Here is an 18,099-nt window from a genome sequence, read left to right on the forward strand (position 1 = left end):
TTCTCTTTGTTCTTTCAGCGAGACACTAAGTGATATAACTCTGTAACTCTTAAATATATAAACAACCCATGCAATCGTATATCCTTGATTCCAACTAACCAAAGGTATAAAAATCTTTTTAATTATAGGATTTATATAGTTTTTTGTCAATATTATTAACCGTTTATTGTAGACAATTGACGATAAATTTACAATATTTCATCGTTCTAGTTATTTTGGCAACAAAGTATAATTCAGAGTAAATCAATGGATAAGAAATAGTAATAAGAAATATCTTTATTAAGATACAATAACTCTACAAAGAAAAGAGAAATAACTAACTATTTGTATAGTTATAGAATCTGCTTTAAAAGGAGAAAGTGATAAAAGATAAAGATATCACTTTAACTCTTTTGCCAGAACACTCAGAAAAGTACTCCTTTAAACAAAACTGGAATTACACTTCCAACACCAACTTCACCGGACAGTGATCACTTCCCGTCACATGATCCAGAATATCTGCATCAATTATTTTCTCTCTTAAGTCTTCGGAGACAAAGAAATAGTCTATACGCCAGCCTACATTCCTTGCTCTGGCCCCTGCTCGGTAACTCCACCAGCTGTAGCGGTCAACTTCATCACCTTTTATGTGTCTGAAAGTATCTATGTAGCCGTGTTCCAGGAGTTTGTCCATCCATTCACGCTCAATTGGCAGAAAACCTGATGTATCTTCATTCGCTTTTGGACGGGCGAGGTCTATCTCTCTGTGTGCGGTATTTACATCGCCGCAGACTACAATGGACTTACCCTCTTCCCGTAAAGAATTAATATGGTCCAAAAAGCGGTCATAAAATGCCATTTTGTATGCTAAACGCTCATCGTTACGTTGTCCGTTAGGAAAATAGACGTTAAAATATGCGATATCTCCAAAGTGGTATTCGTTGATGCGTCCTTCATCCAAGATGTCTACATGGGAACAGCAAAAAGCTTCACCTTTGATGTCAGTGTAAAGTGCTACACCCGACTGTCCTTTTTTTGAAGAGGAGTTGATGCTTTGGAATTTATAGTTTCTTTCAAAAATGCTTTCAGGTATCTGGTCGGCTTCTGCTTTAATCTCTTGCAGTCCTAAGAAATCTACCTTTGCCTCATCTATCCACTTGAGTGCTTCTTTCTTCTCCACCGCTCTAATGCCGTTTACATTCCATGATATAAAAGTAAGTGTTTTACGATTTGTCATTTAGTGCCTCACTGTACTGAATTTTAATTCTTTTTATAATAGTTCCTTGATTATTCTTTGGATAGAATAATAGCAAAAAAGGCTTCATTATGGCTCAAGCTGATAAAGAAAAATGGAATAAAAAATACCAAAACAACCCTATCCCTGATAGACCCATCAAACTCATTACAGATTTTGCCGAACTTGCTCCAGGGAAACAAGCCCTCGATATCGCCTGCGGTATGGGACGGCACAGTAAGTACCTGGCATCACGGGGCTTTGAGGTGGATGCTTTGGATGTAAGTTCACTGGCCATAGAGTCACTGCAGGGCATCCCTCATATTCATGCCAAAGAAGTGGACTTTGATACCTATACCCTGCCTAAAGACCACTATGACCTCATTGTCTGTACCTTCTTTCTCAAAAGAGAACTCTTTCCCCAGATCATAGAGGCACTTAAAACAGGCGGTATTCTGATCTACGAGACATTCGTTTATCATCCCGACAATGAGCAGGTACCCTCAAAACGTTCTTATCTGTTGGAAGAAGGCGAACTTGAAAATGCATTTAAAAATGATCTGGAACTTATAGAGAGTCGTGAATACTGGGATGAAACGATGAAAGGGTTTAAGATGAAAAAAGCTTCGATAGTGGGTAAAAAGAAAAAATAAGAGAATAGAGAAAAATTCTCGGGGAACCCCGAGAATAATAAGTGAAAGATTATTGAACTACGCTTACTTCAGTCCCTTTGCCTACGTAGCTGTAAATTTTGTTCACAACAGCATATGGTACACGTACACATCCGTTACTGTGAGGTACTCTAAAGATATATTTACTTCCGTGAATACCGATACCTGTGCTTGTTAAACGCATCCAGTTTTTAAGTGCAGCACCTTCGTATCTGGTGTATTTACCTTTATACTTTCTTCTGTCACCTTTGAAAACCATTTTCTTTCCATTATAAAGCTTTCCAAAGATAGTTGAACGTTTATTTTTGATCTTCTCAGTAATTTTAAAACTGCCTTTAGGTGTTCTTTTATATTTTTTGCCTGTTGTTGCAGGAGAGTCGATAGCTATTTTATTATTTGCATAAAGTTTGATACGCTGTTCACTGATATCGATCTTCACTTTTGTATTTTCTCCATTTGCCTTTTTAAGAAGAGCATCATCTGTAAAAACCTTAGTGGTTTTAGGGAAGTTTGTTGATTTTTTAAACTCTGTATAGCTCTTTGCATTTGCAATAGATATGAGCAGTAGTGTTGCCAATAGTATTTTGATATATTTCATTCAGTCTCCGAATTTTTGATGAGAGCATTCTATCTGTTTAATATAAATTAGAAATAAAAGTATTCTTAGTTCCTGCTTAAAAATAGGCAGTTAAATGAAAAATGATGAAATAAGTCCTATAAGTCCACCAAAAACGCCACCCCATACGACTAACCAGCCCAAATGCTCTTTGATAAGTTCCTGTACAAGTTCTTTAACCATCCTGGGTGTCAGTTCCTCAAGCCTTCTTGTAATGAGTTGTTCAACAGAAGCTATCAGGTCTTCACTGAGTGCTGAACTTTGTATGTGGTGGTCCAGTTGCGCTTTGAAGGCATCAGAAGAGACGATGGAACTTACTGCACTTTTCAGTTTACGGGAAAAAGGCTCTCGCAATCCATCCAGAGCCTCTTCTCCTCCGAACATACTGATAGCTCCACCGAACTTTGACTCCATCACTGTCTTGGAAAGTGCATCAAAAGCCGGAGAAAAATCCGCCCCTTCTACCAAAGGACGAAGGTCTATCTTCTGCTCCTCTTTTGCAAAGAAATTTCCCAACTGTTCTTTGGTAAAGAACTGTTTCATGATCATATTTTTAATAGAGACTTTAAAGGTATCGAAATTCTTCTCTATGACCCCCGAACCATACAACAAGGGTACTTTCTCAAAAAGCATATGAATGGCAAGTTGGTTGGTAACAGCTCCGGAGAGTGCAAAGAGCCCTGTAAAAAGTACGGCATTGTGGTACTGCGGCGGCAGTACAAATGATACACCTATAAGTAATATGGAAAGGATATCGGTAACCAGTGATTTGGACATGGTAAATCTCTCTGTTTTTTTTTGTGAACTATAGCATATTTTAGGTTTATTTACACAACTTTAGTACATGCATTTCCATCATCATCCTCGTGCTTGATACGGGGATCTAGAATCTTTGATACATTGCCCATATATTCTCTGAAGTTTAAATTCTAGATTCCCGATCTGGTCGGGAATGACGTATATACGAAAGTTAAATTATTTGTTTTTCTCGTCCCCAAGCTCCGGAGACGGTGAAAGAACTCATGGAAGTGGAGACTTCAGTCCCACCAAAAGCTTTTTTGCCTAAAAAAGTTTGTATTTAATGGAAAATATTGCTTTTTCTGTTAAAACAACCTAAAAATATGCAAATATTTGGGTGAGGCTGAAGCCTTCACTTCCAAGGTGCCTAGTTCTTTTACAGTCTCCGGAGAGGTGGGATGAAAGGAAGTCAAACGTTAACTCCCAAGCAACATCTCCCTAAGATCATCTACGCTTCTGACAGCATCCCTGTGCTCTGTAAAACCCCAGTCAACCATAATATAAGGGATCTCTGCCCTTTTACTTGCCATCTCATCACGCGGACCGTCACCGATAAAAAGTGCTTTATCTTTACTGTGATCCAACTCATCCAGTATCTTGTAGAGCATATCCGGATGGGGTTTTCCCTGCTGTACATCATCATAACACGCTATGGCATCAAAATGGTCATACACACCAAGATGTGTGAGTGATTCAATAGTAGAGCCTCTGTAGGCATTGGTAGCCACTGCCAATGCATGTCCTCGGGATTTAAGAGCCTCCAGAAGTTCTTTGATACCATCATAAAGCACCAGTTCATTTTCATGGTTTTTCGTATAATATTCGGAAAACCACTGTTCATGATGCGGTTCAAATCTACGTGTATGGTAAAAGGCCTGGGCAGGGTTGAGTGTATGGTCATTCACACGTTTCAGAATATACTCCTGACTCATAGGCTCAAACCCCAGATTTTGGCGTACATAGTTAATGGCATTGGCAATGGTCAGAGAACTGTTTACCAGTGTACCATCCATATCGAAAATGATCAGTTTTTGTCTCATCTATTGTTCTGGTTCACTTTTTGATTTACTTTCAAATAAACAGAAAGCCCCAATATCAATGCAGTGATCCCGATAAGAAGGTAAACGGCATAGAGCAGTTTTTCCGGGTCAGTCAATGCAAACTTGAAGACAAGCATCAATGCTTCTATAGAGAGGGCGATGATGATAGAGCCCAAAAAGCGTATCATTGTCTGATGACTGTCTTCCGAACTCCCTTTTTTCTTCTCTTTCCCCAGTACCTCTTCTTCAAAGATCGCTTTGACCAGGTCTATAATGGCCAGAGAAAGGGTAAGAAGAATGGTTGACTTGAACATTTCATTAATATCAATATTTGTGAAATCCATCCCAAAACTCATAAAACTTGTTACCCCCTTGACAAAAAGCAGCAACGCCACTGCAAAAAGTGCTATGGAGAAAGCAGAGTATATCCATTTGCTTGCCGTACCGAATGTAGAATTGACAGAACTTGGATGTACCATTCTGAGGATATTATGCAGGGTAATATCTATACAGATGATCGCTAAAAGCTGATCATCCTTATCATAAAGTGGAAAGGTTGCAGTCACGACAAGTTCATTGCTTACAAGCGAAGGATACGGGTCGGTCAGCATACATCGATGTTCTTTAAAGGTTTTATAATAATAGGCTCTGTCGCTTCTGTCTTCCCCTTTGCCAAAACCGTTCAGTTTGGGGTTGGAAGAGATATTGTCAACGATCTGAATACCGTTACCGTCTATTGCATAGATCACTTCACTCTTGGGGATCGCCTCTTTGAGGTTCTTTATCTTTTTGATCACACTCTCAAGTGTACTACCCTCCATGCTTTGTGAGATGTTGCGACTCATAATATAGCAGAGGTAAGCTCTGGCTTTGGTACGTATCTGTGCGTATTCCTGTATCTCTCTAACGACTAGCATACTACTCCTTTATAATTAAAGTATCTTTCCCAGGACATCTGTAAATGATACCTTTTGATTGATCGCTACTTCAGGAAGGATACTCCCTTTCTGTGAGAAGGTCAAAAGTGTCGACCCCATTTCAAACCAACCGAAAAGTTCTCCTCTCTCCAACCATAGATCTTCATAAGTATAATGGTCGGATTCCCGTATATCACTGTTTGTTCGTACACGTTCTTCAAAAGAAACAACCATTTCACCTACATTCAGTGCCCCGACCAATACAAGCACATGCATTCTGCCTACCCTGTCTTCACACTCCATGACCACTCTTTCATTCTCTATGAAAAGTTCTTTCATATTGCGCAAAAGCGGGAAATTAACCGGGTAAAGCTTACCTGGGATATGGGTAAGAGAATGGACCTTCAGATCCATAGGCATATGATATCGGTGGTAATCTTTGGGAGAAAGATAAAAATTCATGAACTCTCCGCCTTCCAACCAACCGGCTGCGGCCTTATGATGCTCTCCGAAAAGCTTCTCAATACTGTAGCTCATCCCTTTGATCTGATAGGCTTTCCCGTCAGTGATGGTACCTGCATCCGTGACCAGTGCATCTACGCCTGAGATAAGTGCATCTTTATCTTCCGGTAACGGTCTGGGCTTCTCTAGAGCTCTGGTGAAAAGTTTGTTAAGGGTAGGATAGGCATTAGGATCCTTAAACTCACTCATATCAAGCCCCATAAGTTTCACATAACCGGTATTGATAAAATGCTGTACAGGTGCAGGAAATGCTTTGGAAGCGAACTTTCCAAAATAATTTGCTATGACAGAAGTAAAATGTTTAGGCATTTTTATCCTTTGTATAATGCGCTAATGCATCTGTCATAAGTGAAATATGGTAGTTTTCCTGATGATTGATGAAATCAAAGAATTTTGCCAACTCGGGACTGTCTTTCGATACAGCTTCAGAAAGTTTTTTACACTCCTCTTTTGCAGCAAGCTCTTCATCAATACCGTCTTTAAGGAACTGTACGACATCCTCTACCTGATAAAGTTCTTTCATCACTACACGCGGTACGGCCAGTATTCCCATCTTTGCCCCCATATCTCCAAAACTTTTGAGATGGAAGAAACTCTCGTCAATGAGTATCTGAAAGATCCTGTTCATGTAAGCATCATTACTGTGCGCTTTGAGATAGTTGTATATCATAATGAGTTCATACTCTTTATAGGTCTCTTCAAATAAGAACAGTGTCAAAGCATCTGTAGCCTCCTCTGTCAGTTCCAGACCCGGAAATTTACGCTCCATACTGAATGCAGTGATCACTTCATCATTCATATCTTTCAGGACATTGATCATATAGTAAAGGTCACTTGAGATACGTGCATCCAGCGCTTTGTCCGGTGAACTGAGCAGCTGAAGGTCGATCTCATTGAGTCTTTTTATAATATCATTCAAAAGATCGGATAATCTCTCTACTTTAACAGGAATATTATCCCTGTCATAATCATAGGATTCTCCAAGTTCAATAAGTTCATTTTCCAGCCAGGTAAAATGTCTGAACAGAATATCTGAAAAATCAAAAAGTACCTGTTTGTTTTCAGTTCTGCTCATAAAACCCGCCATAAGCATTGCAAGCCAGGCTTCATGTGTTTTGATCATTACTGTTTTCATCATTGTTCTTCTCCCTCTTGGTTTTCTTCTTTCGGCACACAGCTGTTGACGACTTTATAGGTGATCACAGGATAGTCCGGGTCTTCCAGTTGTTTTTCATAGGTATCGATAGCTGCTTTCAATGCCAAAGCTACCATTTCTGAACATGCAGCATCTTCAGGCGGAAGTCTTTCAAGCAGCTTCATCGTTGCTTCTATAAGGTTTCTCACCCCGTTAAAATTAAGCCCTCTTGCCTCTTCTGTTATCATAGAGCCTGCAACGACTGTTGTCGTACAGCCTATGGCCTGAAAAGCAATATCATCAATATAGGCTTCATCTTCATCGGTACCTACCCTCAGATAGATCACTACCTTTTCACCATTTTCAGGATTTTTCCCTATCCCCTGTGCATTGCTACTTGCCAATGTACCATAGTTTTTGGGATTCATCATATGTTCTATCAGTTGTGCATCAACATTCATTTATACTCCAGTGTTATACAAATAATCAGTATTATATCCATTTGTTATTAATTAGGCAAAACTATAGAAAAAAACGCTATGATTTGCAAACTGAAGATAAAATATCCACAGACAAAAAAACGTAAGGTTATTCATGGCAAAATATATACTTTTCGATACAGAGACCACGGGAAACAGGGAAGAGGACCGTATCATACAGATAGGGGCAATGATAGTATACAGCAAAGAAAAAATAGAAGTATATGACGAGTTCTGCTCCGCACCATTGGCGATCAGTATCGAAGCGATGGAAGTACATAATATCACACCCGACATCATCGCCGGAAAAGCACCCTACTCTGAAACAGAATTTGCTCAAAAGATCGTTGAATTAAATGAAAAAGAGAACTATCTCATTGCACATAATATCAATTTTGACTTATCCATGCTTAAAAAAGAGGGATTTGAAAATCACTATACGCTTATAGATACACTGCGCTGTGCAAAACATCTTCTACCTGAAATGCCCTACCATCGCCTGCAGTATCTACGTTATGCCCTGGATCTCTACAAAATAGAGGAAGCGGAAGCAGCCAAGCTTGGTATTACCATCAAAGCACATGATGCCATCGGTGATGTATTGGTAATGAAATTACTTCTGTCCAGACTGGTACAACTCACCCAGGAACACTATCCGGGATTGAATCCTATGCAAAAACTGGCAGAACTCACTCAGACACCTGTGATGATGAGAACCTTTAAATTCGGAAAATACAAAGACAGAGACATAGAAGAGATAGCCATGGAAGATCCAGGATACCTCAAATGGATGAGAAACAACCTTGAATTAGATGAGGATATGCAGTTCACTCTGGATCACTATCTGGGATAATATACCAATGACTCTGAATGGACTGTTCTATTTCTATTCTCCTTCAACCCGGCTGTTTAAGATGACTACTCTGTCCTTGCCGGACTTTTTAGCCTGATAAAGTGCTTTATCTGCCCGTTTTGCAACATTTTCTATACTTTCATCGGTCGGTACGAACTGAGATATACCGAAACTGGCTGTAATAGAGTGTTTATCTCCATTCACTTTTATCTTTTGGTCCTTTAGTTCTGTTCTGAGGCGTTCAGCCAGTTGATAGGCTTCTGTCTCCTTTGTTTCCGGCAATAACAGCAGGAATTCATCTCCTCCCATTCTAAAAGCATAGTCATACTCCCGCATGACCCGCTTTACAATACTTGCTACAGTTTTCAACATAATATCGCCTGCATTATGGCCATACGTATCATTCACTGTTTTAAAGTCATCAATATCAAACATTATTACAGAGAGGCCCCTGTCCAGACGGACTAATCTCTGGTACTCCGCATGACTTATTTTATCATAGGCTCTTCGGTTGAACAATCCTGTCAAAATATCTGTTTTTGCCTCTTTTTCCGCTATCAATTTCTTTTCCTGTGTGATCTTCATACGATCTGCAAGTGCCATAGAAAGAAGTACTGCATCAATATACATTCCAAAATCAGTCGCTTTGTATGTCATATAGCTGTACGGGATAAAAGACATCACCGTCAATGCAGTTATAAAAGAGCCTATAAGACCACTGGCAGCACCAAGAAGGAAGAACCTTGCTGAACGATTGCCCTTTAACCAGGAAAACAGTGCAATACCGAAGATATAGATACTTGTCAGCATAATAGAGAGAATGGCGAAGATCACATGATAACGATACCCGCCGATAGCTGCCGAAAGCAGTGAGATACCAAGAATAAAATATATAAAATAAGTAGTTACCGCATAAAGGGTAAAATGATATTTTTTAAGATTTAAGAAGGATTGGGCAAAGAGAAGTGATGCAAATACAAAAAAGAAGATCGATATGGACTGTGCCCAATTTTGGACATTAGGATAATTGGAAAAGAAATACATAAACGTATAACCGTTATAGGCTGCATTCATCATAAAAAAAGTACAAAGATACAATACATAAAAAGCATAGTAACGCTCTTTGATACCAAAAAAAAGAAAAATATTATAAAACAACATAGCAATGATTCCGCCATAGATCAAGCCGATCCAAAATGAAGCACCGATCTGGTCTGCCAGGAATGTTGGTATTTTCATAAGAGAGATAGAAACAATAAAAGGATCACGCGTTCTCACCTGTACATAAACTGTAGAAAGCCCCGGTTCAAAATCATGATTGAAATTGATAAAATAATGATCGATCACACGTCTGGCATAAGGGTATATGTTACCACTCCGGTAGTTTTGTATCTGTCCATTTTCGGATACTATGGTAATATTGATCGTATCGAGCCAGGCGGGTTCAAATATGATCAATCTGTTTACAGGATCTTTCTCATTGTTAATAACTGTGAACAGATACCATAATGCAGAATTTGTGAACAGCCGACTTGATACAGGCTTATTTAACGGTACAAAATCATTTGAAGAGAGGCGACGGATATCATAAAGTGTCATATTGGCATCTTTATCTTCATATACCAGGACAGAACGGCCGATCGCATAATGTGATGTAGCAAGATCAAGTGGTTTGATGGAAATATTTGCCTGAAGAGGGTTAATATAAAAAGAAAATAACAAAATGAAAGATAATATTTTTTGCATCTCTGTACCCCTTATATCATTCATTAGGCAGAGTTGTTCAACACAGTAAACTTTATATATATACTATAACTAAAAATAATTAATGAAAAAAAGTATATAAAATAATATAATTAAAAATGTTTTCTTTTTCCTTCAAAGAACAACTCTAAGATGCGATAAGCTCTAATTCGGTAAAATACAGCTTTAATAAGAGTTTCAAAAGGTTTAAGAACAATGAGAGAGAGCAAAGATTTTTTACGTACTATAGTGGAAGAGGACTTGAAGTCAGGCAAGTATCAAGAGGTTCATACAAGGTTTCCTCCGGAGCCTAACGGTTTTCCACACATTGGACATGCTAAATCTATCGCTATCAATTTCGGTATCGCACGTGACTATCAGGGACGTTGCAACCTTAGAATGGATGATACCAACCCAACCACAGAAGAGACCAAATACGTCGAGGCTCTCAAAGATGCTGTACATTGGCTTGGTTTTGAGTGGGATGACAGTGTGCGTTTCACTTCCGATTATTTCCCCAAACTGTATGATTACGCAATCCGTCTTATCAAGATGGGCAAGGCATACGTCGATAGCCTGAATGAAGAGGAGATACGTGAGTATCGCGGTACGGTCACAGAAGCAGGAAAACGAAGCAAGTACGCCGAGCGTTCCATAGAAGAGAACCTTGACCTTTTTGAAAGAATGAAAAAGGGTGAGTTCAAAGACGGTGAACACGTCCTTAGAGCACGTATAGATATGAGTGCAGCCAATATGCAGATGCGCGACCCGCTTCTCTATCGTATCAGGCATGCAAAGCATCATAGGACAGGGAATGAATGGTCCATCTACCCGATGTATGACTTTGGGCATTGTTTGTCTGACTATATCGAAGGTATTACACACTCACTCTGTACACTTGAATTTGAGAACAACCGTGCTATTTATGACTGGGTTTTGGATACGCTGGAGCTTGAACCGCCACGCCCTTACCAGCATGAGTTTGCAAGGCTTGCCATCAACTATACGGTTATGAGTAAAAGAAAGCTTTTGGAACTGGTTGAGGGTGGATACGTTAATGGGTGGGATGATCCCCGTCTGCCGACTATTGCCGGATACAGAAGACGGGGTTATACCCCTGAGTCCATCCTGAACTTTTGCGATCAGATCGGTATTGCCAAGACAAACTCAACAGTGGATGTCGCACAGCTTGAGTTTTGTATCAGAGATGATCTCAATACCAAAGTCCCGCGTGTCATGTGTGTCCTTGATCCACTCAAAGTAACCATCGAGAACTATGAGGGCAGTGAAGCACTCGATGCTTCATACTACCCGCATGATGTGCCTAAAGAGGGCTCAAGAAAGCTGCCTTTTTCCAGTGAGATCTATATTGAACGTGATGACTTTACGGAGGATCCTCCAAAAGGGTATTACCGTCTTACACCAGAGCAACCCGTAAGGTTGAAGCATGCTTATATCATCACCTGCAAAGAGGTTATCAAAGATGCTCATGGCAATATCATAGAGATAAAAGCAGCGTATCACCCAGATTCCAAAAGCGGACAGGACACCAGCGGTATAAAGGTCAAAAGTGCGATCCAGTGGGTAGATGCAAAGAGTGCCGTGAAAGTTGAAGTAAGACTCTATGACAGATTGTTTAAAAATGAATTTCCGGAGGGCTTGGATGATCTCAATCCGGACTCTCTGAAAGTCATCAAAAATGCCCTGATTGAACCTGCGGTGATCACTGAAAGACCTGATGAGAGATTCCAGTTTGAAAGACAGGGGTATTTTTATGCTGACCCTGTTGATTATACAGATGAAAACCCTGTGTTCAATAAAATCGTCAGTCTTAAAGACTCTTGGGGCAAAAAGAAAAAAGCACCGGGAAGAGCACCCAGGGGTGAACGTAAACCTCAAGCCAAAAAAGTACAGATAGAGGGTGAAGTTGCACCTATGAGTGAAGCCCAGCAAGCACTGTTTGATAAATACACGGGTGAGCTTAAACTGAACAGTGAAGTAGCCAATACTTTAGCACGTGATGAGAAACTTTCCCATTTTTATGAGAATATACTTGCTGAGTTAGAATACATCAAGCCAAATAATCTACTAAAGATTATTGCAAATCTTGTAGTTAATGATGTAGCTAGAGAATTAAAAAAAGAAGTGGATAGGTTAACTGTCACAGCTAACCAAGTTCTTTCACTTTCTTATATGATATATTATGAGACAATCTCTACGAAAATTGCCAAACAAGTCTTTGAAGATATGGTACAAAGTGGCGAAGACCCAAAGCAAATAGTAGAAGCGAAAGGTCTCATACAGATAAGTGACCCCTCTAAAATTTTACCTATTATTGATGAAATAATTGTAAAAAATCCAGACAACGTCGCCAAATTCAAGGCGGGTAATACCAAACTTTTAGGCTTCTTTGTCGGACAGGTACTTAAATCCACAGGGGGCAAAGCCAATCCGAAAGTGGTCAATGAGCTTGTAGCTGAGAAGTTGAAATAGCAGATCAACCCAAATGGCATTCGAAATCCTATGATGCAGTGTTTTATTGTTAGCTCGTTCCCATCGTCTCGATGGGAATGCAGACTAATGCTTGATGACCAATAAAAAGGTTACATGAATATATAACATAATTACAGTATCAAACATTTAACTATATACTTGGTGCGGTAATACATGTAACTGCTCTTTCATTCGCTCTACCGCCTCTGTCAAGAAATAAACCAAAGGGATGATATTGCCTTCAACCTGTGCCTTTTCAAGTGCGGCATAGTATAGTGCTTTGTTGTGTCCGTCTATCATTGGGGGGAGCAGACCAAGTTTTAAAAACTGATGTGCCATAATAAGTCTGCCTACACGTCCGTTACCGTCACCAAAAGGGTGAATAAGCTCAAAATGTTCATGGGCATAGGCAATGTCATAGATGCTTCTGACATCACTGTATTTCCCCACCCAGTACTCTACCTCTTCAGGTATATCTTCGGGTGCTGTCAAAGTAATCTTTGTATCGGGAATGATACGCATCTTCGTGGAGTATTTGCCTGCATCATCTCTAATGCCGTTCATTAAGCCAAAGTGCCATTGTTTAATGATGTCACTGTTGAGACGCTCTATTTTTTTCTCTTGCGTATCTATAAGTATCTGTTTGGTCAAAAATGCAAGATTGTTCATCTCCAAAAACTTTCGTTTCTCGATATCTTTTTCGATAAAGCTGCCCTCAACAACACTGTAAAAAAGTGCTTCATCGGTATCAGACACCTCCACTTCCAGTGATCCAAAGGCATTTTTCCTGCTTACTTCTGTCACCACGTCCACATTCTCCAAAAACGGTGCATACTCTTCACGTTCAAGCTTCCGGACACGGGCATCTACCTCAGACTTTTGCAATGCAGGAATCACACAATGCATAGCATAAAGCATATCAATATTAAGCCGGTTCTCTTTTGTGATGCCTGTAGTGTCATCCCGCCAGTTTTGGATGGACATGCGATGCACATGCAGTGCTTCAGCCAGTTTGGTAGAGAATTTATAGTGCTTTATAAGTGCTTCGATCTTCTCTTTGTAGCTGATATTTTGCATACTATATCCTTTTATTGTCATATATTTTATGCATAGTATAGCATAATTGCATAGTAAATGTGAATAATATCTATTTTACTATTCAATTTTAATCAAAAAAGGTAAATATCCTCGTTCCTATCGTCTCGATAGGAACGAGGACATTGCCTCAGACACTTCATTCTGTTTTATGCCTCTTTCAGTAAAACATCCTATAATATCATCAATACTAATTAACCATTATCGGAGTCTAACAAACAGATGCTAAGATTTGCCCCCTCACCTACCGGTGATATGTACATAGAAAGCCTACGTGTTGCTATACTTAACTACCTTATTGCACAGCAAAGGAATGAACCCTTTATTGTTCGTATTGAAGATATGGATAAAGTACGCAATATTGAGGGGAAAGATACAGAGATCCTACAGATCTTAGAGAAGTTTGCCCTTCACCATGATCAGGTTTTTCATCAGAGTGAACATCTTCATATGCATCAGACACTTGCAATCCGTTTACTTGAAGAAGGAAAAGCTTTTGTCTGTACCTGTACTCCTGAACAACTTGAAGCAGACAGGGAAAATGCAAAAGCACAGAAAACCGCTTATCGATACAGCGGTCAATGTTTTGATGTCAATAAAGAAGAACTTGCCAAACTCAAAGAGAGCGGTACACCTTTTGTGATCCGTATTAAAAAGCCGAAGCATGATATCATCAACCATGATCTCATCAAAGGCAATATTGTCACTGCACCCGATGAAGTGGACAGTTTTGTTATTTTGCGTGCAAACGGTACTCCTACCTATAATTTTGCATGTGCCTGTGATGATATGCTTTCAGGTGTGAACTTTATCATCCGGGGGGAAGACCATCTCTCCAACACACCTAAACAGAAACATATCAAAATGCAACTGGGTTATGAAGAAGAAACCACTTATGCACACTTGCCTATTATCCTCAATTCAGAAGGCAGGAAGATGAGTAAACGTGATAATGCCAGTTCTGTCAAGTGGCTTTTTGAACAGGGCTTTATCCCTGATGCTATCAGTAATTATCTTTTACTTTTAGGGAATACAAAAGCACCTAAAGAGATCTTTACCCTGCCGGAAGCAATAGAGTGGTTCAAGCTTGAAAATATTTCAAGATCTGCAGCCAAGTTTGATATAGACAAACTTCGTTTCATCAACAGGGAACATCTTAAAATGATGGATGACAAGAAACTTTCAACACTGTTCGGTTTTGCAGATGCCGATATTGGCAAACTTGCAAAGATATACCTGGAAGAAGCAAGTACCATTAATGAACTGGAAAGCAAGATAAGACCTGTTTTCAGCCCTAAGAATTTTGATAATGAATGGGGTGAGCAGATGCGTACAATGGAAAAACTTATCCAACAGGCTCCCATGATAGATACTTTTGATGAGTTCAAGTCATATATTATGAAAGAGAGCGGACTGAAAGGCAAGAACTTCTTTAAACCGCTTAGACTTTTGCTTACAGGTGTCGAACACGGACCGGAACTCAGTGACATTTATCCATTTATCAAATCTTATTTATTGGAGGTAGCATCATGAATGCACTAATATATTCTATCGTACAACTTTTACATACAGTGATCAATATTTATATTTGGATCGTTATTATCTCTGCATTGTTAAGCTTTGTAAGGCCGGATCCCGGCAATCCTATTGTCCAGATCCTTTACAGGCTTACAGAACCTGCCTACAGCTTTATACGTCAAAAAATACCTTTTATTGTTTTTTCAGGTATCGACCTTTCCCCTCTTGTCATTATATTGGGGCTTCAATTCCTTGATACCTTTATGATGCGTATATTTTTAGGGTAAGCATGAATATAAAGTACCTGTTTTTAACACTTATTGCCAGCTTTGCTTTAAACACAGCTGTACTTGAGGCTAAAACATTTACTTACTCAGAGATACATAAAATGCCTCAAAGTGTTGAAAAAGACTACTATATCTGGCGCTTTCTCTCTCAAAGAACCACTACCGTCGGAGAAGCGAAGTCTATTATTCAAGAGGCTGATCATCTTAACAAAAAACTTCGTACAGCATACAAAAAGAAAACCGGACTAATTGCTCATTTGAAACCTAAACCTCCTCTTTTTAATGTACTCGATAAAACCGATTGGAAACGCAAAGCAGAAGCGAACAAATATTTTAAAACTGCTATAAAACTGGTCGAAAAAAAGAAACTTCAAAAAGCAGAGAATTATTTTTTCAAAGCATATAAAACATATATGGAAAGATGGGAAAAAGACAAATCGCTTTTTTGGCTCTATCTTCTGAGTAAAGACAAAAAATATCTTAAAGAGCTTTTAAAAAGTTATCATATCAATATGTATACCCTCCTGGCAGCTGATATGGCACATAAAAAATATCCCCGAACCATTATTACGCCATTTGTCCGCAAAAACAGTGTATTTGGCATAGATGCCACAGACCCGATTGACTGGGCAAAGATGAAAGTAAAAATGAATCTTCCCGATGCAGACCTAAATGATCTTGCAGAAGATTGTGAATCTCAGGCAACCATAGGTATGAATACCTATCTTAAAGCCAAAGCATGCAACTATAGAAAATCCTATTTCCCTATGCCCTATCGGAATACTATGAAAAAGTTTTCAAAGGAACGTCAAGCCCTTATCTATGCTATTGCAAGACAGGAAAGTCGTTTCGTACCTGCTTCTGTCTCACGCTCTTTTGCTCTAGGCATGATGCAGTTCATGCCTTTTCTAATTGAGCATATAGCTAAGAAAAAAGGTGAACGGATAGATCTGGATGATATATTTGATCCTCATAAAGCGATAGAATATGCGGACTTCCATCTTGACTACCTGAATAAATATCTTTACCATCCGCTTTTCGTAGCCTATGCATATAATGGAGGTATCGGATTTACAAAAAGACTTATCAAAAGATCCGATTATTTCAGAACCGGGGCGTTCGAACCTTACTTAAGTATGGAAAAAATGAGCAATGTCCAAGCCAGAGAGTATGGAAAACGTGTTCTTGTAAACTATGTTGTTTACCTCAATAAACTGGGTATTTCAACACGTCTTCTGCCTTTTATAAAAAGTTTGACGAACCCGGCAAAGACAGACAGGTTCAGATAATAAGACTATAGCATAACCAGGAAGTCTTTTTTTAACTAAAAGATCTTCTTGCTCAACACATATTTTGCCACTTTTGCAAAGTGCAACTCACCTTTTCCATACTGATCACTTTCAAAGATCAATTTAAAACTTTTATTTGAAACATGGGGAAAAGAAACAAGGTAGAACTGACTCCACTCTGTCACAAAAGAGATATTTTCCAATCTCCTGTCACTCTTTTTCAGTTTTTGAATATGTGCAGGTTTCTTTCCGTTCAGTGTCAATGCGAAGCCTTCCTGATCAAAAACCTGCATTTCATTCTCTTCAAGATAAACACCTACGATAAATGTTTCATCACGTTCATCCTCTTTTTCCAAACTGGGTTCATACAGATAAGTTGCCGTAAGAAGTACTTTGGTGACCTGACCGTCGTAAAGTTGTATTTTTTCAGTTCTTTGAAGTTGTTTAGAATAGATCTTATGTTTCTCATACGCCTGCATGAGTGCTTTTTCTTCTTTAGAGGTACAGCCTGCAAGTAGTGCCATAGCACCCATAGTCAATAGTATATTACGCATAAGTCCTCCGGGATAATTAGGATTTTAACATAGTTTCAATAAAGTTTTATGTATAATTCAAATAATTTAACTAAAGGTTTATGCGTGAAAAAAAGAGGATAGGATAAAATGAAAATGGAGAGTTTACTTTGAATAAAGAATCAAAACAAATAGTATATTTATTATTATCATTTATCACTATAGTATCAGGGTATATATATCTAAGATATGCATACAAAGTTACAGACAGTACGCCGTTTACTCAAGAAATTGTCCTTATAATTCTGGGGACTCTTGCAACCATATTTATTACCGCTTTACTTTTAAATAAGCAAACTGCCGTTGAGATAGAGAAAGAACAAAATATCAAATTTCTTGAACTAAAGGCAACAACATATGAAAAACTACTTGACCTTCTAGAAAAAATGTCTCTGTCAGACAACTTTACGACAGCAGAACTTACCAGTTTACAATTTACAACACATAGATTAGCTATTGTTGCATCTGTAGATGTTTTAAATGAATATCAAAACTTTATCAAGGTAGTTTCCCGGCTATCAGAAGATAAGAGTTTTAGCGGTGATACACATTTACTGTATGAAGCTTTAGGTGTATTAACTGTACAGATACGGAATGATCTAATAGGAACTCACTCCAAAATACATTATACAAATAGTCAAGTTCAAAAAATCATTGAAAATAACTCGTATAAATCATCGGAAATAAAGAATAACTCATAGTAGAATTCATTCAAACCGGCAAAATATGTATCCCTTCATGTTTTGTATTTTCTTGTTTGTATCATCTCAATATATATATCTTCAAGAGAGATGACATACTGACAGTCAATTAATATTCTTTACACTTTCTACTATTCTATTCAAGAGGTATGTAATT

The 18,099-nt window shown here is 38.7% G+C and carries 18 protein-coding genes; 7 read left to right on the plus strand and 11 right to left on the minus strand.

Going from position 1 to position 18,099, the window contains the following annotated elements:
• Nucleotides 1–436: 436 nt before the first annotated feature.
• Entirely contained in the window at nucleotides 437–1,216 is a 780-nt protein-coding gene (locus ACZ48W_RS00705) for an exodeoxyribonuclease III (protein WP_464828851.1), read from the minus strand.
• A gap of 89 nt (nucleotides 1,217–1,305) precedes the next feature.
• Here ACZ48W_RS00705 and ACZ48W_RS00710 point away from each other — a divergent pair, with 89 nt between their 5' ends.
• Entirely contained in the window at nucleotides 1,306–1,866 is a 561-nt protein-coding gene (locus ACZ48W_RS00710; protein WP_464828852.1) for a class I SAM-dependent methyltransferase, read from the plus strand.
• 49 nt (nucleotides 1,867–1,915) lie between these two features.
• On the opposite strand, the gene ACZ48W_RS00715 is transcribed toward ACZ48W_RS00710, so the two are convergent.
• From ACZ48W_RS00715 to ACZ48W_RS00745, 7 genes are all read right to left on the minus strand, one after another.
• Nucleotides 1,916–2,482, minus strand: coding sequence for a L,D-transpeptidase (locus ACZ48W_RS00715; RefSeq protein WP_464828853.1), 567 nt, complete (start codon nucleotides 2,480–2,482; stop codon nucleotides 1,916–1,918).
• A gap of 90 nt (nucleotides 2,483–2,572) precedes the next feature.
• A complete protein-coding gene (locus ACZ48W_RS00720) occupies nucleotides 2,573–3,277 on the minus strand; it encodes a DUF445 domain-containing protein (RefSeq protein WP_464828854.1) in 705 nt (234 codons plus the stop codon).
• A gap of 437 nt (nucleotides 3,278–3,714) precedes the next feature.
• The gene (locus tag ACZ48W_RS00725; RefSeq protein WP_464828855.1) at nucleotides 3,715–4,338 is read right to left on the minus strand and encodes an HAD family hydrolase; all 624 of its coding nucleotides are present in this window, start codon (nucleotides 4,336–4,338) and stop codon (nucleotides 3,715–3,717) included.
• Nucleotides 4,335–5,255, minus strand: a complete 921-nt coding sequence (locus tag ACZ48W_RS00730) for a PDC sensor domain-containing protein (RefSeq protein WP_464828856.1) — start codon at nucleotides 5,253–5,255, stop codon at nucleotides 4,335–4,337. The genes ACZ48W_RS00725 and ACZ48W_RS00730 overlap by 4 nt, the downstream gene beginning before the upstream one ends.
• 15 nt (nucleotides 5,256–5,270) lie before the next feature.
• Nucleotides 5,271–6,086, minus strand: coding sequence for a phosphatidylserine decarboxylase (locus ACZ48W_RS00735; RefSeq protein ID WP_464828857.1), 816 nt, complete (start codon nucleotides 6,084–6,086; stop codon nucleotides 5,271–5,273).
• On the minus strand, nucleotides 6,079–6,915 hold the full coding sequence (locus ACZ48W_RS00740; protein ID WP_464828858.1) for a hypothetical protein: 837 nt from the start codon (nucleotides 6,913–6,915) through the stop codon (nucleotides 6,079–6,081). Before ACZ48W_RS00740 ends, ACZ48W_RS00735 begins: the two co-directional genes overlap by 8 nt.
• On the minus strand, nucleotides 6,912–7,373 hold the full coding sequence (locus tag ACZ48W_RS00745) for an iron-sulfur cluster assembly scaffold protein (protein WP_464828859.1): 462 nt from the start codon (nucleotides 7,371–7,373) through the stop codon (nucleotides 6,912–6,914). The genes ACZ48W_RS00740 and ACZ48W_RS00745 overlap by 4 nt, the downstream gene beginning before the upstream one ends.
• Nucleotides 7,374–7,506: 133 nt before the next feature.
• Between ACZ48W_RS00745 and ACZ48W_RS00750 the strand changes: the two genes are divergently transcribed.
• Complete coding sequence (locus ACZ48W_RS00750) at nucleotides 7,507–8,244, plus strand: exonuclease domain-containing protein (protein WP_464828860.1); 738 nt, start codon at nucleotides 7,507–7,509, stop codon at nucleotides 8,242–8,244.
• 33 nt (nucleotides 8,245–8,277) lie between these two features.
• Here the strand turns inward: ACZ48W_RS00750 and ACZ48W_RS00755 are convergent, their stop codons facing one another.
• On the minus strand, nucleotides 8,278–9,990 hold the full coding sequence (locus tag ACZ48W_RS00755) for a sensor domain-containing diguanylate cyclase (protein ID WP_464828861.1): 1,713 nt from the start codon (nucleotides 9,988–9,990) through the stop codon (nucleotides 8,278–8,280).
• A gap of 213 nt (nucleotides 9,991–10,203) precedes the next feature.
• Here ACZ48W_RS00755 and ACZ48W_RS00760 point away from each other — a divergent pair, with 213 nt between their 5' ends.
• The gene (locus ACZ48W_RS00760; protein WP_464828862.1) at nucleotides 10,204–12,480 is read left to right on the plus strand and encodes a glutamine--tRNA ligase/YqeY domain fusion protein; all 2,277 of its coding nucleotides are present in this window, start codon (nucleotides 10,204–10,206) and stop codon (nucleotides 12,478–12,480) included.
• A gap of 147 nt (nucleotides 12,481–12,627) precedes the next feature.
• Here ACZ48W_RS00760 and ACZ48W_RS00765 read toward each other — a convergent pair whose 3' ends face one another.
• Entirely contained in the window at nucleotides 12,628–13,557 is a 930-nt protein-coding gene (locus tag ACZ48W_RS00765) for a Fic family protein (protein ID WP_464828863.1), read from the minus strand.
• A 240-nt stretch (nucleotides 13,558–13,797) separates the two neighbouring features.
• On the opposite strand from ACZ48W_RS00765, the gene gltX reads away from it, so the two are divergent.
• From gltX to ACZ48W_RS00780, 3 genes are read left to right on the plus strand one after another with little or no spacing between them, the layout of a single operon-like run.
• Nucleotides 13,798–15,108, plus strand: a complete 1,311-nt coding sequence (gltX, locus tag ACZ48W_RS00770) for a glutamate--tRNA ligase (protein WP_464828864.1) — start codon at nucleotides 13,798–13,800, stop codon at nucleotides 15,106–15,108.
• Nucleotides 15,105–15,380 (plus strand): YggT family protein, encoded by a 276-nt coding sequence (locus ACZ48W_RS00775; RefSeq protein ID WP_464828865.1) that lies wholly within the window; start codon nucleotides 15,105–15,107, stop codon nucleotides 15,378–15,380. The genes gltX and ACZ48W_RS00775 overlap by 4 nt, the downstream gene beginning before the upstream one ends.
• A gap of 2 nt (nucleotides 15,381–15,382) precedes the next feature.
• Nucleotides 15,383–16,669, plus strand: coding sequence for a lytic transglycosylase domain-containing protein (locus ACZ48W_RS00780; RefSeq protein ID WP_464828866.1), 1,287 nt, complete (start codon nucleotides 15,383–15,385; stop codon nucleotides 16,667–16,669).
• Nucleotides 16,670–16,704: 35 nt separating this feature from the next.
• Here ACZ48W_RS00780 and ACZ48W_RS00785 read toward each other — a convergent pair whose 3' ends face one another.
• Nucleotides 16,705–17,223, minus strand: coding sequence for a hypothetical protein (locus ACZ48W_RS00785; RefSeq protein WP_464828867.1), 519 nt, complete (start codon nucleotides 17,221–17,223; stop codon nucleotides 16,705–16,707).
• A gap of 128 nt (nucleotides 17,224–17,351) precedes the next feature.
• On the opposite strand from ACZ48W_RS00785, the gene ACZ48W_RS00790 reads away from it, so the two are divergent.
• Nucleotides 17,352–17,942: a hypothetical protein gene (locus ACZ48W_RS00790; RefSeq protein WP_464828868.1), complete on the plus strand. Its 591-nt coding sequence runs from the start codon at nucleotides 17,352–17,354 to the stop codon at nucleotides 17,940–17,942.
• The last annotated feature ends 157 nt before the right edge of the window (nucleotides 17,943–18,099 follow it).

The sequence above is a fragment of the Sulfurovum aggregans genome, from assembly GCF_055385215.1.